We start from the raw sequence: 24108 nt of genomic DNA, 5'->3' as shown, positions 1-24108 counted from the left end.
TTCATGCAGCGCGATCAGCCTCATATCGTGATTGCTGGTGCCGGTGCGATCGGCTGTTTTGTCGGTGGGATGCTGGCTCAGGCGGGGCGCAGGGTGACACTGCTGGTCCGTCCCCGTGTGGCGGCTGAGATCCGGGCCCATGGGCTGACCCTGACGGATTTCGATGGCATGGCGCACCGCGTTGACCCTGACCAGATGGGCCTCCGTGAAGATGCGGCTGTGCTGGCGGAGGCCGATCTGATCCTGGTGACGGTCAAAGCACGGGACACCGCCGAAATAGGCCGCCTGATTGATAAGCATGCGCCCCAAAAGGTGCCGGTGATCAGTCTGCAAAACGGCCTGTCCAGCGCGCCTATGCTACGCAGCGTCCTGCCAGCCCGGGATGTGCGGGCAGGCATGGTGCCCTACAACGTCGTGCCCATGGGGCAAGGCTGTTATCACCGCGCGGTCGAAGGCGACACGGTGATAGAGGCCGGACCCGGTGGGCTGGCCGCGCAGATCGCTGTGCCAGGGTTGGCCTGCTCTGAAAGCCGCGAGATTGAGAACGTCCAATGGGGCAAGTTCCTGTTGAACCTCAACAATGCCCTGAACGCCCTCAGCGGCTTGCCCCTACAACAGCAACTGCGCGACAGGCAGTGGCGACGGCTGATGGCGGATCAATGGGCCGAAGCGCTTGGCATTCTGCGGGCCGCGGGCATATCACCAACGTCCACGACGCCCGTGTCCGTTGCAACGATCCCTTGGATCCTGCGGTTGCCGAATTTTCTGTTTCTGAAAGTGGCCAACGCCATGCTGCAAATCGACCCGCAGGCGCGGACCTCTATGTCATATGATCTGATGGCGGGACGCCCCACCGAGATTGATGTGCTGCAAGGTGAAATCGTGCGCCAGGGGATGGTGTTGGGCCGTCCTGCACCGATCAACAGCATGGTGGCGGATGTTGTGAAAACCGCAGAGCTGGCGGGCGAAGGCCTGCCGCATCTCACCCCGCGCGCGCTGCGGGATGAATTGCGCGCAAAAGGCTGAAACGCTGTCATCCATTTGGTTTGAATGGAGTATTTCGTGGCGGCTCTGGGGCCTGTCAGGCCTTTTGCCAACGGCCCTAAGGGAGGGAACCGCTTGCCTTACAGCGCGCGAAAGATATCGCTCAATTCAGGCTCATCCACCAGATCAGCGGCTTCTTCAGGGGTGAACCAGGCGCGTTCGCGTTGGTCAACTTCGGGATAGTTTTTCTTCATCGCCGTGACCTTAGCAAGGTAAACTTCGGTGTGGATCGGGATGCTTTTGCCGTCGCCCAACCCCTTGTCATAGCCGTAGCTGCCGATGGGTGTTGCCACCACATCCGCCTTGCTGACGCCTGCTTCTTCCCAGGCTTCTTGCAAGGCTGATCCAGCACCATCCTTGCCCTCAATCGGCCAACCTTTGGGCACGATCCAGCGGCCGGTGCCCCGGCTGGTGATCAACAGAACGCGCTTGCCCGCTTCTGTGTCTTGGTAACACAGCGCGGCAACTTGAAGGTGACGGCGGCCATGGAAGAAAGGAAGGATCAAATCTGCCCAGGTGCGTCGAAAGACATCAACCATGTGTTAGTACCACTCGAAATTTATTGTTATTATGTGAATAACTTAGACGACAGCCGCGTTATTTTCAAGGGAGCGGCCTTTTGGATTGCCCTTCTGGGTTGTGTGTGCGGAGTGTCCATGGCTGCAAGCAGGCCAAAGGCCCTCTTGTATTCGATGTGTTCTGTGCCCAGTCTGGTCTCAAACAGGGGGGCGTATGACCGCACAAAAGGCAGCAGCCGACATTGGCGTTTACGGATTGGGCACGATGGGTTCGGCCCTGGCATTGAACTTTGCTGAGAAAGGGTTTCGCGTTGCCGTGTCCAACCGCGAAAGCGACTGGATCGACACCTTTATCGCCGAAGCCGGGGAGCTGGCGGGCAGCATCATCGGCCAGGCTGATCTCAAGGATTTTGTGCAAGCGATTGCGCGTCCAAGAAGCATTTTGTTCATGATCCCCTCAGGTGCGCCGATGGACGCGATGATTGAGGCCATCACACCCTACCTCGAAGAGGGCGACACGATCATTGATGGCGGCAACGCCGATTTTAACGCCACCCGCCGCCGGTCAGAGGCAATGGCGGGCACGGGGCTTCATTTCGTTGGTATGGGGGTGTCGGGCGGTGCCGAAGGGGCGCGGCATGGTCCTTCCATGATGGTGGGCGGTACGGCGCATTCCTGGAATGCCCTGCGCCCTATGGTCGAAGCAATTGCTGCGCGTTTTGAAGATGCGCCATGTGTGGACCATCTTGGCCCTGACGGTGCCGGGCATTTTGTGAAGACGGTTCATAACGGCATTGAATACGCCGATATGCAAATGATTGCAGAGCTTTACGGGGTGATGCGCGATGGTGGGGGGCGCACAGCACCCGCCATCGGGGCCGTCTTTGAAAGCTGGCAGGAGGGGCCGCTAAGCTCTTACCTGATCGAGATTTCAGCAGCCGCTTTGCAGACTGAGGACAGCCAAACGGGTCAACCGATGGTGGATGTGATCCTGGATCAGGCGGGTCAAAAGGGCACCGGGCGCTGGACCGTGATCGAAGCGCTGAAGATGGGCCAATCCGCCAGCGCCATTGAGGCGGCCGTGGGGGCGCGGGGGTGGTCTTCTGAAAAAGAGGTCCGCGTCATGGCAGAAGGGGTGCTGAGTGCGGCGGCGTTGGAGGGCGAAGTGCCGTCTGATGCGGATTTGCAGAACGCCATGTTGGCGGGCCGCATCCTGGCACATGCACAGGGGTTTCGGGTGCTGTCTGTCGCATCAGAGACGTTTGAGTGGAACCTTGATCTGGCCCGCATATCTGAGATTTGGCGCGCAGGCTGCATCATCCGCTCAGCGCTTTTGGATGATTTCGCCGATGCCTTTCGGGGGGAGCTGCCCGGCGGGCATCTCATCCTTGCGCCAGCGATGCGCGACAGATTGGCGAGCGCTGTGCCTGGCCTGCGCCGCACCGTTGCGGCTGCTGTCTCACTGGGCCTGCCGGTTCCTGCGCTTTCTGCGGCATTGGCGTGGTATGACAGCATGCGCCGGGGACGCGGATCAGCGAATGTGATCCAGGCGCAACGGGATTTCTTTGGGGCTCATGGGTTTCAGCGCGTCGATGCGGATGGCAAGCATCATGCAGATTGGCCCCAGATTTAGAGCCACAGTTTCCAAAGCGTTAGCCAAAGGGATCGTCTGGATAGGCCACACCTGCCAGATACAGCCCTTGCGGTGGGCAAACCGGGCCGCAGGCCGCGCGATCTTGGGCCTTGAGCGCCGTCTTAACGTCGTCAGGTGTCCAGGACCCTGTGCCCACACGCTCTAGCGTGCCGACAAAACTGCGCACTTGATTGTGCAAAAACGATCTGGCGCGCACGTCGAAGTGGTATTCGGTGCCGTTTGGCACCTCGACCTGCTGAACGCTGAGGTGGTCAAGGGTTTTCACAGGGCTGTCGGCCTGGCAGATCGTGGAGCGGAAGGTTGTAAAGTCATGCCGCCCGATCAGCGCATCTGCACCCTTCTGCATCGCGTCTACATCCAGCGTATGTTTGATTTGCCAGACAAGCCCCTGCGCGTGCGTGGCAGGCGACCTGCGGCTGAGGATGCGAAAGTGGTAGCGGCGTTCCAACGCCGAAAAGCGCGCGTGGAAATCCTCTGCCACGGCTGCAGAGGCCACGATGGCAACGGGTTGTGGTTTGAGATGATAATTCAGCGCCTCCGAAAGCCTGAAAGGATCCCAGTCTTGAGCCATGTCGCAATGCGCCACCTGCGCCAGGGCGTGAACGCCTGCATCTGTCCGGCCCGCAGCGGCGATCGTATGCGCGCGTGGCTCCAGCTTGGCCAGCGCGGCTTCGATGGCACCTTGTACCGACGGCAGATCGGTCTGGCGCTGCCAGCCTACGAAAGGACCTCCGTGGTATTCGACTTTTAACGCATAACGAGGCATGGGCCGCGCCTTAGCGGCTGCACCCCCATCTGGCAATCCCTCCAGACGCTCCCTATGTTGTGACAGGAACGAAGACAGGTGGGCGCAAGATTGGTCATCTCGAATATTGCCGATGGCATTTGGCGTCAGGTGGAAGCAGTGCAAGACACTGTGTCTGAAACCTTTTTTGAGCCTGTGATCCGTCTTGGCGTGACGGGCCTTGCCCGGTCGGGCAAAACGGTTTTCATCACCTCTCTGGTGGCCAATCTGCTTGACCGGGGGCGGATGCCGGGACTTTTGGCTGCCAGTGAAGGGCGGATTGAGGCCGCGTTCCTGCAGCCTCAGCCCGATGACACGATGCCGCGATTTGAATATGAGACGCATCTTGGCGCGCTGACGTCTGCGCAACCGGTTTGGCCGGACAGCACGCGCGCCATCTCGGAACTGCGGCTGTCGCTAAAGGTGCGGCCCAATGGGCTGCTGTCGGGGTTTCAGGGGCCGCGCACGGTGCATCTGGATATCGTGGATTATCCGGGCGAATGGCTGTTGGACCTGGCCCTGTTGGACAAACCCTATGAAGTTTGGGCGGCTGAAACACTAGCGCGGATAGAAACGCGCGACGCGGCGGAAAGCTTTATGGGCCTTCTGCGCGGGGTTGATGTGCATGCCGCATTGGATGAGAGCGTGGCACAGTCGTTGGCCAAAACCTTTGCAGCTTATTTGACCGAGGCCCGCGCGGCGGGGTTTTCCGATTGCACGCCTGGGCGGTTCCTGTTGCCGGGCGATTTGGCAGGCTCTCCTGTGCTGACCTTTGCACCTGTGCCGGTGACTGAGAAATCCAAGCGCGGCACGCTGTTGCGGGAAATGGAACGCCGGTATGAGGCGTATAAGGACCGGGTCGTAAAACCGTTCTTTCGCGATCACTTTGCCCGCATCGACCGGCAAGTGGTGTTGGTCGATACCTTGGGTGCGATCCATCAAGGGCCGCAGGCGGTAGAAGATTTGCGGCGCGCCATGAGCGATACGCTCACCGCGTTCAGGCCCGGACAGAATTCATTCCTTTGGGGTCTTTTGGGCAGCAAACGCGTGGAAAAAATCCTGTTCGCGGCCACCAAGGCAGATCATCTGCATCATACGCAGCACAGCAAGCTGACAGCTATCATGCAAGCCCTTACCCGCGATGCCCGTGACCGGGCGCAGTTTGCAGGCGCGGCCACCTCGGCCATGGCCATCGCGTCGCTGCGGGCCACCACGGAAGACGTGATGCAGCATGAGGGGACACCGCTAAACGTGGTGCGGGGCACATTGCTGGAGAGTGGCAAAGAAGCGGCGTTCTATCCAGGTGATTTGCCCGAAGACCCCGCGCATTTGCTCAGCCCTGCGCGTGCGGGGGCAACCGGGTGGTTGGATCAGGATTACCAAGTCATGCGTTTTGCGCCTGCGCCCTTGTCGCTAAAACCCGGCGACGGGCCGCCCCACATCCGGTTGGACCGGGCGGCGGAGTTTTTGATCGGGGACCGGCTGTGATGCACATACGCGCGGCTAGGGATTTGGACGCAGGGGCCGTTGGGGCCATCCTGTCAGGTTTTATCGGTGACACGGCATGGATGCCGCGCCTTCATACGCGGGCCGAAGATGTTGCCCATGCGGCAGCGCTCATTGCGCGCGGCTGGGTCACGGTGGCCGAAACGGATGGCGCGGTGTTGGGCTTTGCGGCGAATGACGCAGGATCGTTGGACGCGCTCTATGTCGCCAGTGGCGCGCAAGGGCAGGGGGTTGGCTCCGCTTTGCTGTCTCACATCAAAGAACGTCATGACCAGCTGTCGTTGTGGACGTTTCAGGAAAACACGCGCGCGCATCGTTTTTACCACAAACATGGGTTTCGCGAAGTGGCGCGCAGCGATGGTGAGCGCAACGATGAAAAGCTGCCCGACATACAGTTTCTTTGGCAAAGGGAGCGTGACTGATGGCCAAAGGCCCGGTTCTGTTTGATCTGGAGGACGCAGAGGCACCGCGCCCGCAGGTGGCTGATGCGCCGCCCGTCCCCGATTTGGTTATGGCACCGCCAAAGGGGCAGGCGATGCAGGTGGTGGCCACGCTGGCTGCGCGCAAACCCTCAATGCTGGGAAAACTGTTCTGGTGGCTTTTGTTCACGTTGATCGGGGCTGTGGTCTCCCTTGCGGCGTGGAATTTCGTTTTGGATTTGCTGTCGCGTTATCCGCTGTTGGGGTGGGCGATGACGGTGCTGATTGCCGTGTTCCTGGTGGTTGTGCTGCTGTTGGGCCTGCGAGAGCTTGCCGCCTTTGGCCGTCTGGCACGGCTGGATGATCTGCGCCACGCCGCAGGTGAGGCACGCGCGCAAGAAGATCTGGCCGCCGCGCGGACTGTCACGGACCGGGTCGTTAAACTTTACCGCGCCCGCGAGGAAACGCGGTGGGGACGGGACCGGTTGGCGGAGTTGCGGGGGGATCAATTGGACGCCAGCGGGCTCTTGGGGCTGGTGGAGCAAGAGGTGCTTGCACCGCTCGATGGCGCCGCGCAGCGCGAGATTGAGGCCGCCGCCCGGCAGGTTGCAACCGTCACGGCGTTGGTGCCACTGGCGCTTGCGGATGTGGTGGCGGCGCTCACGGCCAATCTTCGGATGATCCGGCGGATTGCTGAGGTTTATGGCGGGCGTTCCGGGTTTCTGGGCTCTTGGCGGCTGACCCGTGCGGTTCTCAGCCACATGGTGGCCACCGGGGCCGTGGCGGTGGGCGATGATCTGCTTGAGCCGGTTTTGGGCGGGACGATCATCGGCAAGCTCAGTCGTCGCTTTGGCGAAGGGCTGGTAAACGGTGCGCTGACGGCTCGCGTGGGTGTGGCTGCGATGGAGGTTTGCCGGCCGCTGCCCTTTCAGGAGGGCGCGCAGCCCAAGGTGCGCGGCATCGTGAAGAACGCGCTAACCGGATTATTCTCCAAAGGAGAGTGATCGGTCTGCGCCTGCGCATGATCTGTGGCCATGGCGCTGGGCAAATCCGGGCGGCGGGTGATCCGTTGTTGTGGCAAGGGGCGTTGGTCCAAAAGAGACGGGGCCAGGGTCTTGTGAGTGGCCGGAGCAGGGCCTATAAGCCCGAGCATGATGGCCTTTTACAGCATCATTATTCGAATTATTTCCCCGGCGCTCTGACCAGATGAGACGCCGGGCCAAGGTGTTTGAGCCGCTCGCACCGATCCACCCTGACACACCACTGACAATGTGAATTGCTATCCGAAGGACACCACAGATGTGCGCCGATACGCCTGAGACACTTGAATACAAAAACACGCTGAACCTGCCGAAAACCGATTTCCCGATGCGCGCGGGCCTGCCCAAGCGCGAGCCTGCCTGGCTGGAGCATTGGGCCAAGATCGGCGTCTATGACCGCTTGCGCGAGAAAGCGGGCCGCACGCCCTTCACGCTGCATGACGGGCCGCCCTATGCCAACGGGCATCTGCACATAGGCCATGCGCTGAACAAGACCATCAAGGACATCATCGTGCGCAGCCATCAGATGATGGGTTTTGATGCGCGCTATATCCCTGGCTGGGACTGCCACGGTCTGCCGATTGAGTGGAAGATCGAAGAGCAGTACCGCAAGAAGGGCAAAAACAAAGACGACGTTCCGATCAATGAGTTCCGGGGCGAATGCCGGAACTTTGCCGCCGAATGGGTTGATATCCAGCGCGATGAATTCAAGCGGTTGGGCATCACGGGCAATTGGGCCGAGCCATATCTGACGATGGATTTCCATGCCGAGCGGGTGATCGCCGAGGAATTCATGAAATTCCTGATGAACGGCACGCTTTATCAAGGCTCCAAGCCGGTGATGTGGTCCCCGATTGAGCAGACCGCCTTGGCCGAGGCCGAGGTCGAGTATCATGACAAGGAAAGCTTCACCGTTTGGGTGAAGTTTGATGTTGTGGGCGGCGGTGAGTTGGAAGGTGCCAAGGTGGTGATCTGGACCACGACGCCTTGGACAATGCCATCAAACAAAGCGGTCGTCTTTGGCAAAGACATCGCCTACGGCCTTTATGAAGTCACGGGCCGTCCAGATGAATGCTGGGCTGAGGTGGGCGACCGCTACGTTCTGGCCGACAACCTGGCCGCGGATGTGCTGGGCCGCGCGCGGCTGGAAGAAGGCATGTACCGCCGGGTCCGTGATGTAACGGCAGCCGATCTGGAGGGCGTGCAGCTTAAACACCCGCTGGCGGGGGCTGAGGGGGCCCAGGGCGAATGGGACGATTTGCGCGATTTCCGTGCCGCAGATTTCGTGACCGATGACGAAGGCACCGGCTTTGTGCATTGCGCCCCGTCCCACGGGATGGAGGAATACGAGCTTTACCGTGATCTAGGCATGCTGAGCCAAGTCATCACCTACAATGTGCTCGACGATGGCCGGTTCCGCGATGACCTCCCCTTCTTTGGCGGTGAATACATCCTGTCGCGCAAGGGCGGTGAGGGCAAAGCCAACACAGCCGTGATCAACAAATTGGTTGAGGTCGGTGGATTGCTGGCGCGGGGCAAGATCAAACACTCTTATCCGCATTCCTGGCGCTCCAAGGCCCCGGTGATCTATCGCAACACGCCGCAGTGGTTCGCCGCGATCGACAAACCTGTGGGCGACGGACAGGACCAGCATGGCAAAACCATTCGCGAACGTGCCCTGACGGAGATCGACAATGTGAACTGGACGCCCAAGTCTGGGCGCAACCGTCTGCATTCGATGATGGAGGCGCGGCCCGATTGGGTGCTCTCGCGGCAACGTGCGTGGGGCGTGCCGCTGACCTGCTTTACCAAAAAGGGCGCGCTGCCCACAGATGAGGACTTCTTGCTCCGCAATCCTGAGGTGAACCAGCGGATCGTTGAGGCCTTTGAGGTCGAAGGCGCGGACTGCTGGTATGAGGACGGCGCAAAAGAGCGGTTCCTGAGCGGGGTCGTCGATCCTCAGGCTTATGACCAGGTGATGGACATCCTGGATGTGTGGTTTGATTCCGGCTCTACCCATGCCTTTACCCTGCGCGACCGCGCAGATGGCACCGAGGACGGCATTGCGGACGTCTATATGGAAGGCACCGACCAGCACCGTGGTTGGTTCCATTCCTCGCTTTTGCAATCGGTGGGCACAACGGGGCGTGCGCCCTACCGTAATGTGGTGACCCATGGCTTCACGCTCGATGAAAAGGGCCTGAAGATGTCGAAATCCATCGGCAACACCATCGTGCCTCAGCAGGTGGTGGACCAATATGGGGCCGACATCTTGCGGCTTTGGGTGGCGCAGACGGATTACACTGCCGATCAGCGCATCGGGCCTGAGATCCTGAAAGGTGTGGCAGACAGCTATCGCCGCTTGCGCAACACGATGCGCTATATGCTTGGGTCTTTGGCGGATTTCAGCGAAGCGGACCTGGTTGAACCCGCAGACATGCCCGAACTGGAACGCTGGGTGCTCCACCGGGTGGCAGAACTGGATGCGCAGGTGCGTGACGGATATGCCAAGTTTGATTTCCAAGGCGTGTTCCAGTCGGTGTTCACCTTTGCGACGGTCGATCTGTCGGCGTTCTACTTCGACATTCGCAAAGACGCGCTTTACTGCGATGGCAATACACTGCGACGCCGTGCTGCCCGCACCGTTTTGGATATCCTGTTTCACCGGCTGACAACCTGGCTGGCGCCGATTTTGGTCTTTACCATGGAAGAGGTCTGGCTTGAGCGGTTCCCGGGCGATGAAAGCTCAGTGCATCTGGCGGATATGCCGGAAACGCCATCGGCTTGGTTGGACCCTGCATTGGCGGAGAAGTGGACAAAGGTGCGTTTGGCCCGCCGGGTTGTGACCTCTGCACTGGAAGTGCAACGGGTGGACAAGGTGATTGGTGCCTCGCTTGAGGCGGCACCGGTTGTCTATGTCGCGGATGCGGAACAGCGGGCGGCGTTGGAAAGCGTGTCATTTGAAGATGTCGCCATCACGTCAGACATCACCGTAAGCGCGGACGACGCGGCCCCAGACGCATTCCGCATGCCAGATGTGGCTGGTGTGGCAGTGGCTTTTGCCAAAGCGGAAGGGGCCAAATGCGCCCGCTGCTGGAAGGTGCTGCCGGATGTTGGTGCCCACGCCACGCCGGGCGTTTGCGGCCGCTGTGATGAAGCCGTCCGCGAAAGCGCTTGAGGCGGAGATCCTTCGCCAAGTGACAGTCCGAGGGGCGGGCAAGACAATCTGCCCCTCGGAAGTGGCTCGTGCCTTGGGCCCGGCGTGGCGGGAATTGATGCCCGCTGTCCGGCAAGCCGCCTCTGAGCTGCAAGCCCAAGGTCGCCTTCGCGTGACGCAAAAGGGTGAACGCGTGGATCCTTTGCGCGCCGCGGGTCCGATCCGGTTGGGCTTGGCCGTGCGCGGCGAAAGCGGATGCGGCGAGGCCGACGGCTCAAACGCGCAGGAATCGGATTGAGGGTGTGGGCATTCCGCGCCACTCTGCCTGCATGCTTTATCGTTCGCTACATACGCAGTTTGGCGATCTGACCGTGGCGGCGGCAGAAGGTGCCATTATCGCTTTGGACTGGCAGTGGTCCACGCGCCAGGACGCGTCAGGTCTGCTGGATGAAGCGGTGGCGCAGCTGGCTGAGTATGATCAGGGACAGCGGGAAAGCTTTGATCTGCCGCTGCGCATCAAGGGCACGGATTTTCAGCGCGATGTCTGTGCGGCGATGTCGGCGATCCCTTTTGGCTATACCAGAACCTATGGTGAGATTGCGGGTGATCTGGGCGTGCCTGCGCAAGCTGTTGGTCAGGCCTGTGGCGGCAACCCGATCCCGATTATTGTGCCCTGTCACCGCGTGATGGGCGCCAAAGGGCTGACCGGTTTTTCAGGCCGAGGCGGGGTGGAGACCAAAGTGGCGTTGCTGCGCCATGAGAAGGCGGCAGGGTTGCTGATATGAGGTTTTGCCGTTCTGAGCGATGCTTGTGGGGCTGCTGTGGCTTTTGAGTTTTATTGGAAAGATGAAGCCGAGGGGCGGTGGCCCTAAGCGCTGTTACGGACGGGGCAGGGCGGGCTATTTTTCCGTGAGTTGCTGAAGGGCACCGGCGCTGACCAGGTAGAGCGAGGTGATGATCAGGCCCCAATGCGCCCAGCTTTCGGGGTGGAAATCGACCCAAGCGGCCCAGCCTGCAAAGAACGTCCAGGCCAGTGCCATCGGCAGGGTCACCACGCGCCAGCGTACTGTTCGGACGGGATGCACGAATTTGATCGGGACAAACATCGCAGCAGACAGAATTGTCACCATCACAAGGCAAAGCCACCATGTTGGAGAGAGCGCAAAGAGCACCAGCACCAGCATGTTGAAACACCCTGGAAAGCCTGAGAACGAGTTGTCTTTGGTTTTCATGCGGGTATCGGCGAAATACATCGCGGAGGCGAAGGTGACGATGATGATCATGACCCAGCCGCTCCACCCATCCATCAGGCCCGATTTGAAAAGCGCAAAGGCGGGGATAAACACATAAGTTAGGTAGTCGATGATCAGGTCAAGCAACACGCCGTCAAATTCGGGTGCATTGGCTTTTACGTTGTATTTTCGCGCGAGGGGGCCATCGATGCCGTCGACGAAAAAGGCCACGACAAGCCATAGAAACATCAGATCCCATTTGCCGTCCACAGCCGCCAGCATCGCCAACATGGCAAAGACAGCGCCGGTGGCGGTGAGCAAATGAACAGACAGGGCACGCAAACGAATAGACATGGCGGGCTATGTCGCAAATTGTGCGCAAAGAGGGAAGAGGAAACGCCGCCTTGGGCAAAGTGTGGGTGCGGGCTGTGTCTGCTTTGGGGGATCGGATGCTTGACGGCTCTGGCGATTCCCACTAAAGCCACGACACAAGTTTCAGGGTCGCATTGCGCGGCCCCTTTTATGTGTTGCACCGGCTGTAATTTTACCGTTTCGGGGCCGCACCACTAAAACAAAGGATAGACCCATGTCGCGCGTTTGCGAATTGACCGGAAAAGGCCCAATGACGGGCAACAACGTGAGCCACGCGAACAACAAGACGCGTCGCCGCTTTCTGCCGAACCTGAACGACACCACGCTGCAGTCCGAAGCGCTGGGCCGTTCTTTCAAGCTGCGCATCTCAGCGCACGCGCTGCGCTCTGTTGATCACCGCGGCGGTCTGGACAAGTTTCTCGCAAAGGCAAAAGACAGCGAGCTGTCTGCCAATGCGCTGAAGATCAAGAAGGCGATCGCAAAAGCCTCTGCCGGTGCTGAGGCGCTGTCGTAAGAGACTGCGACCGAACCTGATTATTGTGACCCCGGAACGCAAGTTTCGGGGTTGCGTCGTTTTGGACCTCGCGGTGGGTGCGGATTTCTTGTAATCGTTCCGGCATGAAAGTGCCCGGCCTCATAGCATTATTCTTGGCGTTGTGCCTGGTGTTGACCAGTCAGGCGATGGCCTTGGTGCGTGGGGCATCTGAGGCGACGGACCAGGCGGTGTTGTGCATTGGTGGCGCGGTTGTCCAGGTCCATTTGGATGCGGAGGGTCAGCCGACCCAGGCCCCGCATTATTGCCCCGAATGCGCGTTGATCGCGCTGCACATACCTGCGGCACCGGGTGCGTTACCTGTCACGGGGCAATTTCTATACGCGGCGTTTTATACTGCGGCGGCGCAACATATACCGTCAGTCCGGGATTTTGTGCCTCAAACCCGCGCACCGCCTTTTTCTGTTTGATCCCAAAGTTACACGATCAAACAAGGACAGAATGACATGAAACTGACGAAACGATTTGCGACCGCTGCGGCGGCGCTGACCTTTATGATGGGACCGGCCTTGGCCGAAGGCATCATGGTAAAAGATGCCTATATGCGCACCTCAACGCCCTCATCGGTGACAGGGGCGGCCTTTCTGGTGGTGATGAACCATGGCGATAAAGATGACCGGCTGATCAGCGTCACGGCTGATATTGCGGGCCGGGTGGAGTTGCACACACATTCGGAAAATGCCGATGGCGTGATGCAGATGCTGGAGGTCGAGGAAGGCTTTGCCATTCCGGCAGGCGGGATGCACCAGCTCAAGCGTGGTGGTGATCATATCATGTTCATGGGGCTGAACCGCCCTTTGGAGCAGGGAGAAGAAATACCGGTCACGCTAACGTTTGAAAATGCCGGTGAAGTCGAGGTGATGATCCCGGTCGACCGTGAACGCAAGCCTTCGCACGGCAGTGGCGGGCATGGGCACGACCACAATCACGACAGTTAGGGTGATGAGGGTGGCAGGCCGTTCCTGCCACCCTCGCTACGCTAAGAGCTCCTCGACCCAGGCAGTCACAGTTTGGGACGCGGGGCCGATGCGATGTTCAACAAAAGGACCGCCAGTGCGTTCCAGGTTGAACTCTACCGTATGCGCGCCCGCACGGCGCGCTTCGGCCACAAATCCGGCAGCAGGGTAGACGTTTCCTGAGGTGCCGATGGCTGCAAAAATATCGGCGGTGGCCAGATGCGCAAAAAGCGTCTCCATCTCATAGGGCATTTCGCCGAACCACACGATGTCTGGCCGTGCCGCTGGCGCGCCACAGGACGGACATGCCTCACCCACCGACATCGCGAGGGGGGCAGGCCAACGATGATCGCAAGCGGCGCAGAGCGCTGATTTAAGCGCGCCGTGCATATGGTAGAGCTTTTGCGTGCCGCCCCGCTCATGCAAATCGTCGACGTTTTGAGTGATCACAACCACTTCGCCGTCATGCTCTGCCTCAAGCCGGGCCAGGGCTTTGTGGGCGGCATTGGGCACCACTTCCGCGGCTTGGGCGCGGCGTGCATTGTAGAAATTCACCACCAATTCAGGATCACGGGCAAACCCTTCGGGGGTGGCCACGTCTTCGACCCGGTGTTGTGCCCAAAGACCATCTTCGGCACGGAAGGTTTCTATCCCGCTTTCAGCAGAGATACCTGCGCCGGTGAGAATGACGATTTTGGTCATGAAGCCTCCTGATCCGTAAACAGGTTAGGGATAGCACGCGTCTTGAAAGGCCACCACTGGCCAAAGAGGGTTGCGCGGCGCGTTGGGCTTTCGCAAGTTGGGGGAGCAATCCCGAGGAGTTGGATATGAAAATCGCAACCGCAGCCTATCCGTTGGATGTTCTCAGCTCTTGGGCGCAGTATGCTGACAAGCTGGAGGCTTGGGTGGCCGAAGCGGCCGGGCAAGGGGCGCAGCTGCTGGTTTTTCCGGAATACGGCGCGATGGAGCTGGCAACACTGGATGGTGCTGAGATCGCTGGGGATTTGGAACGTTGCCTGTTCGCCGTCTCAGACAAGCTTGGTGATGCGGATGCGCTGCATGTGACACTGGCCGCGCGCTACGGCGTGCATATCGTTGCAGCCTCCGGTCCGGCAGCAAGCGAGACGCGGCCTGTGAACCGGGCACGGCTGATCACACCGCAGGGGGCGATTGGCGTGCAGGACAAACAGATCATGACCCGCTTTGAGGCCGAAGTGTGGGATGTTGTGCCGGGCGGGCCCTTGCAGGTGTTTGAGACGGATCTGGGCCGTATCGGCATTTTGATCTGTTATGACAGTGAGTTTCCGCTTTTGGGCCGCGCGCTGAGCACCTGTGATGTGATCTGCGTGCCCAGCGTGACGGAAACGCTGGCCGGATATTGGCGGGTGCGCATCGGCTCCATGGCGCGGGCGCTGGAGAACCAATGCATCACGGCAATGTCGTCCTGCGTTGGCCCTGCCGATTGGTCTGAGGCGTTGGGCACCTCATACGGTGCGGGTGGCGTTTTCTGCCCGCCTGACCGGGGCTTTCCACAAACCGGTGTGCTGGGGGTGGCCGAGATCAATGTGCCCGGGTGGACCTATGCAGAGGCGGATTTGGCGCAGATTGCTGAGGTTCGCGCTGACGGTATCGTGCTGAACCGTCGTGATTGGGCTGGCCAATTGGGACGTGAAGCACCGGCGCGGCATGTTCCGCTAAAGGGGATTGAGAGCCTCAAAGCGGGTGAGTAAAGCGATACTCGGCAGGAAAAAGCACACACTTCATTGCGTGAAGATACTGTTATACCCCTTGAAAAACCGCTCAGATGCGATCATTTAAGCGCGTGGCCCAAAGCAGGGCCAGATTTGACAAGGAGAGACCATGGCCAAGGAAGATACGCTCGAATTTCCCGGTGTCGTCAAGGAACTCCTGCCTAACGCGACGTTTCGGGTCGAGCTGGAAAACGGCCATGAGATCATCGCACATACGGCAGGTAAGATGCGCAAGAACCGCATTCGCGTTTTGGCGGGTGACAAGGTTCAGGTGGAAATGACCCCCTATGATCTGACCAAGGGTCGGATCAACTATCGTTTCAAGTAAGGTGCCGCGCCCGCGGCAATGACCCTGGGCGCAGCTGTTGCATGGCACTTATCCTCGGATCAGGATCCCCACGCCGCCTAGAGCTTTTGGCGCAGATCGGGATCGTGCCTGATGATGTGCGCCCCCCCGATATTGATGAAACGCCCCACAAGGCAGAGCTGCCGCGCCCCTACTGCGCGCGCATGGCGGGTGAAAAGGTGGCGGCAGTTCCCGCCGCGCAGGGCGATATCGTGCTTTGCGCAGATACCACAGTGGCGTTGGGGCGGCGTATCCTGGGCAAGCCTGAAAACATCGCAGAGGCAGAGGGTTTTCTGCGCCTGATGTCAGGTCGCCGTCACCGCGTGATCACGGCTGTTGCGGTGCGCCGCGGCGATCAGCAATGGCTGCGGGCGGTTGAAAGCATGGTGAAGATGAAACGCCTATCCGATCGTGAGATCGAAAGCTATCTGGCGACGGGCGACTGGCAAGGCAAAGCCGGAGGCTATGGCATCCAAGGGCCAGCGGGGGCTTTTATTCCTTGGATCAGCGGATCATTCACAGGGATTGTGGGGCTGCCATTGGCTGAAACGGCGAACCTGTTAACCGCAGCGGGACACCCGGTGCATGGAGGACCCCAATGAAGGGCCAAACGATCATCTTGGACCATCTTGATGGCAAAGAAGCCGCCGCCTTGATGGTGGACGGCCAGCTTGATGATCTGATCATCGACAGCCCCGCGCCACGCCCCGGCACAGTGTACCGTGCGATCGCTGATCGTCCGGTGAAAGGGCAGGGGGGATGTTCCTCAAAACGCCTGACGGCTCTGCCTTTCTGCGGCAGGTCAAAGGCTTGGCCCCAGGACAGCCGATATTGGTCCAGGTCACAGGATACGCTGAACCTGGCAAGGCAATTCCGGTGACGTCCAAGCTGCTCTTCAAGAGCCGTTATGCCATCGTCACGCCAGACGCGCCGGGGCGCAACGTGTCACGCAGCATCAAAGATGAGGCTGAGCGCGACCGTCTGCTTGAGATCGCGCATGAGCAGTTGGAGGAGGCTGAGACCGGTTTGATCCTACGCTCGTGCTGTGCGAATGCCCCGGCGGTTGAGATCGCGGATGATATCGACGCCATGCTGGGGCTTGCCGATAGCGTTATGCTGGATGAAGGCCAGGAGATGGCAACGCTGGCCCAAGGCGATGGCCCGCACATCCTGGCCTGGCGCGATTGGACCGCCCCTGCAGAGGTTATCACCGAGCCGGGCGGGTTTGATCTGCATGGGATCCTTGATGAGGTTGATGCGCTTTCTGAGGCTGAGGTGACGCTTGGTGGCGGTGCCCGCATGTACGTGGAGCCCACGCGCGCTCTGGTCGCTGTGGACGTCAATACCGGCGCTGACGCCTCCCTCGCTGCGGGGATCAAGGCCAACATGGCCTGTGCCCGCGCGTTGCCCCGTGCGCTGCGTTTGCGGGGGCTGGGCGGGCAAATCACCCTCGATCTTGCCCCAATGCCCAAAAAGGACCGGCGCGCTTTTGATAACGCGCTACGCGCCGCGTTTCGGGCAGACGAGATTGAGACCAGTTTGGTCGGATGGACGCCGCTGGGCCATTATGAGCTGCAGCGCAAACGATCCCGATTGCCGATCGCGGAGGTGCTCTGATGAGCTGTCCGATGTGTGCGGCCGATACGTCAGATCAATACCGCCCCTTCTGCTCGCGTCGCTGCGCAGACCTTGATCTTTCACGCTGGTTGAGCGGCGGCTATGCCGTGCCCTCACAGGCACCCGAAGATATCGAGGCCGCATATGATGCCATCGCCTCGGATTCTGATGAGAAACCGCACTAGCGTTGGCATGGGGCCTTTGGACCGTGGCGGGCGTATGTCTCAATGGGTGCGCATCGCGGATGCTGTTCTGGCCGCGGTCGGTAGGTGTAATGACCTTACGAACGTTGGAGTGGGCTGATTTCGTTTCAGTTGTTTCAGATCAGGTGTCAGATCCGACCTGCCGGTGTGCTGTGATTATGGTACGTTGCCCTTCCTGGCGAAGCATCGTTGCGGGTGACATGACCCGGTTTAGTCATGTCAGGAAGGTGAAGGAGGCATGCGTTTTGGGCCTCCCCATCACTGGAAAACCCACGTCCGATAGAGATACGTTAGGCCGTTTGCACTGTGTTCGACGTCAAATGTATTGGAACCCGCAGCCGAGCCAGCCAAATTGCGCTAAGCCATGCGTGTTTTTGCCCAAAAAGAGGCTGGACACCCCGCCCGCAACCCCCTAGAACCCGCTCACCCAACCTGATCTAGGTTTCCCGTGCCCGGGTAGCTCAGGGGTAGAGCAGTGGATTGAAAATCCTCGTGTCGGTGGTTCGATTCCGCCCCCGGGCACCATTTAAATTAAGCAAAAGCAGTAGGTTACCGGGTTTCTGCACCGCAGCGGGAATCGGCGAAAACCTGAAGACACCCTAGCACAGTGTTAGCACAGTGGGAAAAACACCTGTTAGCACAGTGCGTTGTGAGCGCCGCGCCGTGCACCTAGCACAGTTCTAGCACAGCAGCATAGCAACGCTTCTTGCCGTGCTTATGGTGCTTTGGGAGTGATGATGTGGTGTTACGGTATTGAATTTGTTGGATGATGTTCTTGGTTTTCAGCGTTGAAGACAGCGCAGTATGTAAAGTTGAATTTCTTTCGCCACGGAAACTTGGAGTAGAAATTTCCCGAAGAAAGTTCTCGGAGTCACTTGCTGGGAACTTGATTAAATCAAGCTTTCACACCACCGATCTTTGCGATCTGTCTGAAAAAAGTACTAGTTCCGAAAGAGGCCGTTGTTTGAAATTCTGAGGTGCTTGCTCAGAAGCAGCGCGCCCAAGACTTAGTCGCTTGTGCTGTTCGCTTTTCTATCGTGCAGACCCTTGCTCAGTTTCGCCAGCAGTGTTGCCAATTGTTCAGTCTCGTCGGGTTCAAGGATGCCGCCGATCAAGGATTTATTGGCTTGAATCAGCGCATCAACGATCTCCTCAGCGAGCTCTTTGCCCTTTGGTGTGAGGCACACGAGACGGCTGCGCCCATCGTCAGGGTTTTCGATGCGTTCAATGAGCACTGGCATCCGTGAGTGCATGCAGCATTTTGGTCATGCCGCCTGAAGTCACCTGAGCGCCCGTGTAAAGCTGTGTTGGCGATAGCGTAAAATCCGGTTCCGCGGCGCGCAGTGATGACAGGGCCAAAAACTGCGACCACGAAACCCCGTGGCTTTCGACGATCCGGTGATCGTTGTCCCAGATGTAGTTGCGGCTACGAAACAGGCCCGGGACGATCCGTGCTTCTGCGGGGCGTTCTTTGGGCCAGGATGGTCCGTCGGGTTTGGTCATTGTGGTTCCTCACGTGTGAGCAAATTAATCTTTCCAGAAAGACTTGTCAGCCCCCAGTAGATCAAATACCTTTCTGGAAAGATAGATTCGCTAATGAGGCCCTAAATGCTGAAATCACTAACCATCTCCGTTGGCGCTTTAGCTGTCTGCGCCACCGCCGCGCTCGCAGATGTCGCCGCAAACAAAGAGATCGTGCGGAGCATGGTCGAAGAGGTCTTCGTTGGTCGCAATGTCGATGCGGTCGATACGTATTTCACAGAGACCTACATCCAGCGTAATCCAATGCTGCCTTCGGGCTCTGCTGTCATCAAACAGTTCCTCAGCAAACAAAGCGACGCAGAACCGACAGATGCGCGGCCCAACGAAGTGCATCGCATGTTTGGGGAAGGCGATTTGGTCGCAACCCATTCCACCTACTACAACTTTGGCGAGACGCCTTTGGTGGCGTTTGACATCTTCCGCATCGAGGATGGTCGGATCGCTGAGCATTGGGACAACCTTCAGCCCCTACGCGATGCGCCAAACCCTGCAGGACGTACGCAAACAGATGGTTGGACGGAGGTCACAGACCTCGACAAAACCGAAGAGAACAAAGAGCTCCTGATCGAGCTGCTTGAAAAGATGTTCATTGGTGGCGAACGCTTAGACATCACGCAATACATCAATCCTGCGAAGTATTTGCAGCACAATCCTGACGCTGGCGACGGGCTGAAGGGCCTGCAAGAGCTGATGGCTGCAAACGCCGCGAAGGGCCTCAAGATCCGGTATGATGAAATCGGGATCGTCGTAGCAGAAGGCAATTTTGTGTTGACTGGCGTGGCGGGCGCGCGGGGCGTCATGCCGACCGCATTCTATGATCTCTGGCGGCTCGAAAACGGGTTGATCGTGGAACACTGGGACGTGATTGCACCGATCCAAACCGAGAACCTGCCCGATGGCTATCCAGGCAAATTCTGAAGTGGAGGCCGCAGCCATGACCGATCAGACCGTGCCGAAATGGATCACCTACTACCTCTGGTTCGTCAGTATCATTTCAGCAGTCTTTGCGGTTGTGATCTACGTGAACCCCGCCGCCATGTGGTCGAACTGGGAAGCGGCGGGCGCGGCTGGAGCTTTCAGCCTTGCAGGGCCCGCAGGTCTGTTTTGCGCCCGCAACTTGGGTACGGCGGCGCTTGGTGTTTATGCTCTGACAAACAAATCGCGTCCGATGATTGAAGCCTTCTTGGTGTTCCGAGTTGTCGTCGATTTCCTCGACGGGACGCATGCGTTGATTGGAGGAAACACTCCTATCATCTACCTTGGCTTCGGCACCGCTGCGCTTCATCTCGTGATGCTCATCATTGTGAAACGTCAGACAAGTTCGGTTTGAAGATAATCGTTGCGGTGCTGGGTTGTGGCTAGGGAATTGAGTGAAACCTTCAGATTCTAGCGTGCAAAGGCAGACCGATCCAAACCGCTTATTTCTCTCGTCAAGGATGCCTGACTTGGAATTTTCGTAGTGATGGTTTCAATGGTTCCGAGTTCTGAAAAAAGCGCGGAAAAAGTTGATTTAATCAGGTTTTTTTGACGCTGCCGTCAACCTGGTTTGCAACGACCACAGAGCGGTATGGAAGCTAGCAAAGCCTCCATACCCTTGGGTTCACTCTGGCTTAACGGTGTAATCCAGATCGATTGCCTCCGGCCCTGTTGCGGGCCCGATCAACTGGCGCATCTGATCGCGGAAACGCTCCACCATTGGGCGCTTCAGCATCCATCGGTGAAAGTCCCCTGGTGATGTATTGTGCTGCTGAAACGATCCATAGTCTCCCGGCGCTTCAATATCCATCCGCACAGGGAACTGCAGCCACGTCCCTTGGAATTCTTCGGACAGCATCCAGTTCAGGTAGAGTTTTGCCGCCGCTTTGTTTTTGGCTTGTGTTGGAATTCCTGCGGTCTGAAACCAAGTCAGGAAGTAGTCTTCTTCTGGCAGCATGAACTCGGTGTTCAGACCTGGAAAGTTTTCAAACGCCCAGAAGGTTGTGAAGCTGGCCGCGTACCAACCGTTGTTGACGGCGTGATAGGGCATTGCGGTTCCGCGCGTCCAAACAGGCTCCTGAGCGACCAGCTTTTCCAGATAGTCCCACCCATAAGCTTCTTTGAGGTTCCAGAACTGGTAGAGCACCGCGTCGTCATCATGGGGATAGGTCAGGATGATTTGTCCTTTGAGGCTCGGGTCCAAGTAGTCCAACGCATCGCGGGGCGGGTTTTCGGGGTCGACCATATCCAAATTGACGTAGTTGCTGAATGTTACGCCATAAAGACCCGTCCAGCGGCCATGGGGGTCTTTGTGATCCGGGAACACCTTGTCCCAGCTCGCCGGTTTGTAGGCATCCAACAGCCCACGTTCCATGTAGTAATTGAAGTCATGCAGGGTCTGAAACTGAATCACATCCGGGATGTTCTCCTCACCCCCAGCGGAACGAGCGTTGTCGAACCGAGGTGCGTGATTGATGCTGACATCCACACTGTGCGTCACGTTGAGGTCTGGGAACCGTTCTTTGAAGCGATCCAGATAGTAGTCGATCTGCGTGGGCTCATCGCCACCTGCGCGCAAAACGAACTCCCCGCCTTCAGCAAGAGCCTCAGCATAGAGCTCGTCGAGTGTTTTGGTTTCGATTTCTAAAGCATGGGCCGTGCCTGCAATGAGACCAAGGCCCAGCACCATTGCCGTCCTAAAAATTGACATAGATGTCCTCCTTCTTGGTTGCTGCCAAGAAGGTGGGTCGCTTGCACCGACAGAGAATTGCCGAAGCCCGCAAGCCGAGTTTGCAAAATGGCACAGAGGGCGGCGCGGTCTTTACGGTGCGCCCAGCACCTCACTGGTGATGTGCTTTATGGCAAAATCATAGAATGCATTGACCCTAGCACTGCGCCGAACATCGGGATGAGCCAAGAGCCACAGGTGCCAATTGGCGCTGGTGTCTGGCTCATGCACACGTACGAGCGCTTCATTTTTCTCGCCCAAATAGCAGGGCATGGCCGCCAGCCCGAAGCCTGCGTTCACCATGTCAAACACGCTCATCATTGTATTGAGAACGGTGGATTTTGCCTTTTCGTGTTTGCAGCGCAGAGTAATTTTGCTCATCGGAGATTGGTTCAGATCGTCTCCCAGCATAATCCAGTGATAGTTTTCAGGGTCTTCATCCCCGACGGCTTGCCAATAGTCATAGTGCGCGTAGGTGGCAAATGACAGACTGGATAGGTTCCGACCGATCCAGTGCTCTGGAGGCGTATTTGTTGGCCTCAGTGCGATATCCGCATCTCTTTGCATCAAATCGAGCGCCTGCACGTCTGAAAGCAGCCGCAGTTCGACATCTGGGTGTGCCTGCTGGAACTTTGCAAAAATAGGTGCAAGGCAATGGAGAAGCGAGTCCGTTGTTGTGACGGTCAACGGACCTTCCAGTCGCAAATCTTGACCACCCAGCTCCCGCTCAAGCTCATCCATTCCTTCGCAAAGCAAAATGGCCCGGTCATAGAAGCGTTCTCCAGCGGGAGTCATCACGTAACCTCGCGCAAGGCGCTCAAACAGACGAACGCCCAATCGCGCTTCCACCGCCTCAATGCGCCGGAACACCGTTGAGTGATTTACCCCAAGCATACGTGCCGCGCCTGCGAGACTGCCTGCCTCACAAACTGACAGGAGATAGGGCATATCAGCCCATTCCAAATTTTGATCCGCACGTGACCTCTGTGCTTTCATGCAAAGCTCGCTTGCAAAACTGCCAAGTTACCTTGCCAGGATACACGCTTACATATGCGACAAGCAACAGCATGGAGCAGACGATGCAGTCCCCACTCAACCTTCCGGCACGCCAAGGGCCAGCGCCAAAGACACTTGGGCAACTTCCCCATTCTCAACTGACGCAGCATGGGCCGGATGACATTGTTGACGCCCTGCATGAATGGTGTTTTGCGCTACCAAATATCAATAATGAGGATAGCGGGATATCCGTTCCTGGATCGCGTGCGTTGATTTTGCGGGATAATGTGCCCGGCAACCAAGCCGCCTTCATGATTGGACGCGAATTCGCCCACATTCACCCAAAACCCGACAACGGGAGCATGCATCTCGTTCTGCCAATCGATGATGTGGCTGAGATCAAGAAAACGGGTTGGGGCGAAGACCACTACTTGGTGACCCAAGGACAGTGGCCCATTGGGTTGGTGATGATTTTCTCACCGCGTGATGAAGACGAGCTAACCGTCATAAAGCAGATCGTCGGACAGTCGTATGAGTTCGCCACAGGTACGCCAGCTCCTGTGTAACTTCGATGGATTACCTTGATCCAAAGGTTCACCTTTTGACACGTGAACATTTATCCCCGGAGACCGTAAAAGGGATGTTCTCCGCATCCCGGCGTGAATGGAACGACAATCCTCTTTTCCTCGGTTGGCCGGCTCAGTTTCAACGGGTGCACGCCACGATGACCGAGGCAAGTGCCCGGCTAGTAAATGGCCTCGAAGTCCTTCTCGACGAACCAGAAGGCAGCGCACAGGAGCTTTTGGGTCTCTCGGGTATGAACCATCTCGGATTAGAGCTGGTTGATCGAGTAGCGCATCATCATTCATACGAAGACAGCACGGTGCTCCCGCAATTTTTGAGTCTGTTCCCTGAAATGGAAGCGGCGGTCGATTTGCTTGAAAACGACCATCATGTTGTTGACGACGCACTGAACGCGTCCCGCGCGCTGTTCCTCAATCTGATACCTGAACAGAGTAGTAAAACTACGATTGCAAAGGCCCATGCTCAAGCGACGGAGCTCAACCGAATTCTGAACCGCCACACCTACGATGAAGAAGACTTGTTGATCCCACCGCTTTTGAACTCTGGCGCGACGCTCTGAACGCTTTTCCCAAACTGCGCGCTGTTTTGTTGGCAAGGCTCCAACAGCCGCAGGTGATAGGCGATTTTGTATTCAATCGTTTGATCTTCAGTCTTCGGTCGCTCTCCCAACCACATCGCCATAACAGCTTGGGCCCCCCCTGCAAGAGGTTACCCATGGCGTCAACCACAGCTTCCGCGATAGCTCAACTGAACGATGCATACCGCCGAGGCGACCCAAGGGTGCCAGGTTGATCAGCCCCACCAGGCGGAGCGAATTCAACGAAAGAGCACAGCCCGGCCATTGCAATTTCTTGCTGCGCGCGCATGCAGCGAGGAATATCCCGAAAGTTCTCTACTGTGTGATGCTGCAACGCGGCTGGCAAGTCGAGCACCGGTGGACAACATAGCATGCATGAACGTTTGACCTTGTTCAGCGAAAAGCTGTTTCTTCTGGCATTGGTTTTCAAGCATATAGGTTTTATTTTCTTGGAAATTTTGAAAGAGCTACGCGCTAAACTCTGGCGTTTGGCGCTTCCAACAACGGATATCCACCGCTTAGTTGTTGATCAAAGCTCGAAACTTCACGTTT

Annotated in this window: 26 protein-coding genes, 1 tRNA gene and 1 pseudogene; 20 read left to right on the top strand and 8 right to left on the bottom strand. The window is 58.1% G+C overall.

Annotation, left to right across the window (positions count from 1 at the left end; genetic code table 11):
- Positions 1 to 3: 3 nt before the first annotated feature.
- The gene (locus tag ACZ1HM_RS15780; protein WP_472743618.1) at positions 4 to 1026 is read left to right on the top strand and encodes a 2-dehydropantoate 2-reductase; all 1023 of its coding nucleotides are present in this window, start codon (positions 4 to 6) and stop codon (positions 1024 to 1026) included.
- 98 nt (positions 1027 to 1124) lie between these two features.
- Here the strand turns inward: ACZ1HM_RS15780 and ACZ1HM_RS15775 are convergent, their stop codons facing one another.
- On the bottom strand, positions 1125 to 1583 hold the full coding sequence (locus ACZ1HM_RS15775; RefSeq protein ID WP_472743617.1) for an NUDIX hydrolase: 459 nt from the start codon (positions 1581 to 1583) through the stop codon (positions 1125 to 1127).
- A 193-nt stretch (positions 1584 to 1776) separates the two neighbouring features.
- Here ACZ1HM_RS15775 and gndA point away from each other — a divergent pair, with 193 nt between their 5' ends.
- Positions 1777 to 3195: an NADP-dependent phosphogluconate dehydrogenase gene (gndA, locus tag ACZ1HM_RS15770; RefSeq protein WP_472743616.1), complete on the top strand. Its 1419-nt coding sequence runs from the start codon at positions 1777 to 1779 to the stop codon at positions 3193 to 3195.
- 19 nt (positions 3196 to 3214) lie between these two features.
- Here the strand turns inward: gndA and truA are convergent, their stop codons facing one another.
- Positions 3215 to 3982, bottom strand: coding sequence for a tRNA pseudouridine(38-40) synthase TruA (gene truA, locus ACZ1HM_RS15765; RefSeq protein ID WP_472743615.1), 768 nt, complete (start codon positions 3980 to 3982; stop codon positions 3215 to 3217).
- A gap of 90 nt (positions 3983 to 4072) precedes the next feature.
- On the opposite strand from truA, the gene ACZ1HM_RS15760 reads away from it, so the two are divergent.
- The 6 genes from ACZ1HM_RS15760 (at position 4073) to ACZ1HM_RS15735 (ending at position 10907) form a co-directional block, all read left to right on the top strand.
- Positions 4073 to 5488: a YcjX family GTP-binding protein gene (locus ACZ1HM_RS15760; RefSeq protein WP_472744641.1), complete on the top strand. Its 1416-nt coding sequence runs from the start codon at positions 4073 to 4075 to the stop codon at positions 5486 to 5488.
- Positions 5488 to 5928, top strand: a complete 441-nt coding sequence (locus tag ACZ1HM_RS15755; RefSeq protein WP_472743614.1) for a GNAT family N-acetyltransferase — start codon at positions 5488 to 5490, stop codon at positions 5926 to 5928. Before ACZ1HM_RS15760 ends, ACZ1HM_RS15755 begins: the two co-directional genes overlap by 1 nt.
- Positions 5928 to 6929, top strand: coding sequence for a YcjF family protein (locus tag ACZ1HM_RS15750; protein WP_472743613.1), 1002 nt, complete (start codon positions 5928 to 5930; stop codon positions 6927 to 6929). The genes ACZ1HM_RS15755 and ACZ1HM_RS15750 overlap by 1 nt, the downstream gene beginning before the upstream one ends.
- Positions 6930 to 7224: 295 nt before the next feature.
- Complete coding sequence (ileS, locus tag ACZ1HM_RS15745) at positions 7225 to 10143, top strand: isoleucine--tRNA ligase (protein WP_472743612.1); 2919 nt, start codon at positions 7225 to 7227, stop codon at positions 10141 to 10143.
- The gene (locus tag ACZ1HM_RS15740) at positions 10118 to 10420 is read left to right on the top strand and encodes a DUF3253 domain-containing protein (RefSeq protein ID WP_472743611.1); all 303 of its coding nucleotides are present in this window, start codon (positions 10118 to 10120) and stop codon (positions 10418 to 10420) included. Before ileS ends, ACZ1HM_RS15740 begins: the two co-directional genes overlap by 26 nt.
- Positions 10421 to 10451: 31 nt before the next feature.
- Positions 10452 to 10907 carry a methylated-DNA--[protein]-cysteine S-methyltransferase gene (locus tag ACZ1HM_RS15735; RefSeq protein ID WP_472744640.1) on the top strand — a complete coding sequence of 152 codons (456 nt, stop codon included), beginning with the start codon at positions 10452 to 10454 and terminating at the stop codon, positions 10905 to 10907.
- 114 nt (positions 10908 to 11021) lie between these two features.
- On the opposite strand, the gene ACZ1HM_RS15730 is transcribed toward ACZ1HM_RS15735, so the two are convergent.
- Entirely contained in the window at positions 11022 to 11708 is a 687-nt protein-coding gene (locus tag ACZ1HM_RS15730) for a CDP-alcohol phosphatidyltransferase family protein (RefSeq protein ID WP_472743610.1), read from the bottom strand.
- Between the two features lie 232 nt (positions 11709 to 11940).
- Here ACZ1HM_RS15730 and rpmB point away from each other — a divergent pair, with 232 nt between their 5' ends.
- Both rpmB and ACZ1HM_RS15720 read left to right on the top strand, forming a co-directional pair.
- Positions 11941 to 12240: a 50S ribosomal protein L28 gene (gene rpmB / locus ACZ1HM_RS15725; RefSeq protein ID WP_472743609.1), complete on the top strand. Its 300-nt coding sequence runs from the start codon at positions 11941 to 11943 to the stop codon at positions 12238 to 12240.
- 485 nt (positions 12241 to 12725) lie between these two features.
- Entirely contained in the window at positions 12726 to 13217 is a 492-nt protein-coding gene (locus ACZ1HM_RS15720) for a copper chaperone PCu(A)C (protein WP_472743608.1), read from the top strand.
- A gap of 36 nt (positions 13218 to 13253) precedes the next feature.
- On the opposite strand, the gene ACZ1HM_RS15715 is transcribed toward ACZ1HM_RS15720, so the two are convergent.
- On the bottom strand, positions 13254 to 13937 hold the full coding sequence (locus ACZ1HM_RS15715; RefSeq protein WP_472743607.1) for an NAD-dependent deacylase: 684 nt from the start codon (positions 13935 to 13937) through the stop codon (positions 13254 to 13256).
- 125 nt (positions 13938 to 14062) lie between these two features.
- Here ACZ1HM_RS15715 and ACZ1HM_RS15710 point away from each other — a divergent pair, with 125 nt between their 5' ends.
- The 6 genes and pseudogenes from ACZ1HM_RS15710 (at position 14063) to ACZ1HM_RS15685 (ending at position 17677) form a co-directional block, all read left to right on the top strand.
- Positions 14063 to 14965 carry a carbon-nitrogen hydrolase family protein gene (locus tag ACZ1HM_RS15710; RefSeq protein ID WP_472743606.1) on the top strand — a complete coding sequence of 301 codons (903 nt, stop codon included), beginning with the start codon at positions 14063 to 14065 and terminating at the stop codon, positions 14963 to 14965.
- Positions 14966 to 15095: 130 nt separating this feature from the next.
- The gene (gene infA / locus ACZ1HM_RS15705; RefSeq protein WP_005978431.1) at positions 15096 to 15314 is read left to right on the top strand and encodes a translation initiation factor IF-1; all 219 of its coding nucleotides are present in this window, start codon (positions 15096 to 15098) and stop codon (positions 15312 to 15314) included.
- A 41-nt stretch (positions 15315 to 15355) separates the two neighbouring features.
- Entirely contained in the window at positions 15356 to 15934 is a 579-nt protein-coding gene (locus tag ACZ1HM_RS15700; RefSeq protein WP_472743605.1) for a Maf family protein, read from the top strand.
- Positions 15931 to 16949, top strand: a pseudogene (locus ACZ1HM_RS15695) (ribonuclease E/G). The gene ACZ1HM_RS15700 and the pseudogene ACZ1HM_RS15695 overlap by 4 nt, the downstream one beginning before the upstream one ends.
- Positions 16949 to 17134, top strand: coding sequence for a DNA gyrase inhibitor YacG (locus ACZ1HM_RS15690; RefSeq protein WP_472743604.1), 186 nt, complete (start codon positions 16949 to 16951; stop codon positions 17132 to 17134). The pseudogene ACZ1HM_RS15695 and the gene ACZ1HM_RS15690 overlap by 1 nt, the downstream one beginning before the upstream one ends.
- A 468-nt stretch (positions 17135 to 17602) precedes the next feature.
- Positions 17603 to 17677 (top strand) — tRNA-Phe (locus tag ACZ1HM_RS15685).
- A 482-nt stretch (positions 17678 to 18159) separates the two neighbouring features.
- On the opposite strand, the gene ACZ1HM_RS15680 is transcribed toward ACZ1HM_RS15685, so the two are convergent.
- Complete coding sequence (locus ACZ1HM_RS15680) at positions 18160 to 18393, bottom strand: MarR family winged helix-turn-helix transcriptional regulator (RefSeq protein ID WP_472743603.1); 234 nt, start codon at positions 18391 to 18393, stop codon at positions 18160 to 18162.
- Complete coding sequence (locus ACZ1HM_RS15675; protein WP_472743602.1) at positions 18377 to 18655, bottom strand: hypothetical protein; 279 nt, start codon at positions 18653 to 18655, stop codon at positions 18377 to 18379. Before ACZ1HM_RS15675 ends, ACZ1HM_RS15680 begins: the two co-directional genes overlap by 17 nt.
- Positions 18656 to 18760: 105 nt before the next feature.
- Between ACZ1HM_RS15675 and ACZ1HM_RS15670 the strand changes: the two genes are divergently transcribed.
- Positions 18761 to 19612, top strand: coding sequence for a nuclear transport factor 2 family protein (locus ACZ1HM_RS15670; protein ID WP_472743601.1), 852 nt, complete (start codon positions 18761 to 18763; stop codon positions 19610 to 19612).
- 16 nt (positions 19613 to 19628) lie between these two features.
- Entirely contained in the window at positions 19629 to 20024 is a 396-nt protein-coding gene (locus ACZ1HM_RS15665; RefSeq protein WP_472743600.1) for a hypothetical protein, read from the top strand.
- A 270-nt stretch (positions 20025 to 20294) separates the two neighbouring features.
- On the opposite strand, the gene ACZ1HM_RS15660 is transcribed toward ACZ1HM_RS15665, so the two are convergent.
- Together ACZ1HM_RS15660 and ACZ1HM_RS15655 are read right to left on the bottom strand one after the other, a co-directional pair.
- Positions 20295 to 21380 (bottom strand): ABC transporter substrate-binding protein, encoded by a 1086-nt coding sequence (locus tag ACZ1HM_RS15660; RefSeq protein ID WP_472743599.1) that lies wholly within the window; start codon positions 21378 to 21380, stop codon positions 20295 to 20297.
- Between the two features lie 111 nt (positions 21381 to 21491).
- Entirely contained in the window at positions 21492 to 22346 is an 855-nt protein-coding gene (locus ACZ1HM_RS15655) for a LysR family transcriptional regulator (RefSeq protein WP_472743598.1), read from the bottom strand.
- A 131-nt stretch (positions 22347 to 22477) separates the two neighbouring features.
- On the opposite strand from ACZ1HM_RS15655, the gene ACZ1HM_RS15650 reads away from it, so the two are divergent.
- Positions 22478 to 22960: a luciferase domain-containing protein gene (locus ACZ1HM_RS15650; RefSeq protein WP_472743597.1), complete on the top strand. Its 483-nt coding sequence runs from the start codon at positions 22478 to 22480 to the stop codon at positions 22958 to 22960.
- A 5-nt stretch (positions 22961 to 22965) separates the two neighbouring features.
- Positions 22966 to 23538, top strand: a complete 573-nt coding sequence (locus tag ACZ1HM_RS15645) for a hemerythrin domain-containing protein (protein ID WP_472743596.1) — start codon at positions 22966 to 22968, stop codon at positions 23536 to 23538.
- Positions 23539 to 24108: the final 570 nt, after the last annotated feature.

It is taken from the genome of Sulfitobacter sp. GN1-4, from assembly GCF_055693825.1.
Note: the sequence above shows the minus strand (reverse complement) of the source record. Positions and strands in the feature narration are given on the sequence as shown.